At 71.1% G+C, this 342-nt stretch carries 1 pseudogene; it reads left to right on the top strand.

From position 1 onward, the window contains the following. A pseudogene (locus VR45_RS13290) lies at nt 1–342 on the top strand (1-deoxy-D-xylulose-5-phosphate synthase); the annotation flags it as partial.

The raw sequence follows: 342 nt of genomic DNA, 5'->3' as shown, positions 1-342 counted from the left end.
AGAAGGGCCGCGGCTACCACGCCGCCGAGAACAACGACGAGGACCGCTTCCACGCGGTCGGCGTCATCCACCCGGAGACCGGCCTGCCGATCAAGAGCTCCGGCAAGGACTGGACCTCGGTCTTCGCCGAGGAGATGGTGGCGCTCGGCCACGAGCGCGAGGACATCGTCGGCATCACCGCCGCGATGCTGCACCCGGTGGGCCTGGCCCCGTTCGCCGAGGCCTTCCCGGACCGGATCTTCGACGTGGGCATCGCCGAGCAGCACGCCGTCACCAGCGCGGCCGGCCTGGCCACCGGCGGACTGCACCCGGTCTTCGCGGTCTACGCGACCTTCCTCAACC

Origin of the sequence: Streptomyces sp. NRRL S-495, assembly GCF_000966955.1 — a bacterium.
Lineage (GTDB): Bacteria > Actinomycetota > Actinomycetes > Streptomycetales > Streptomycetaceae > Kitasatospora > Kitasatospora purpeofusca.
This window is presented reverse-complemented; position numbering and strand designations above follow the sequence as displayed.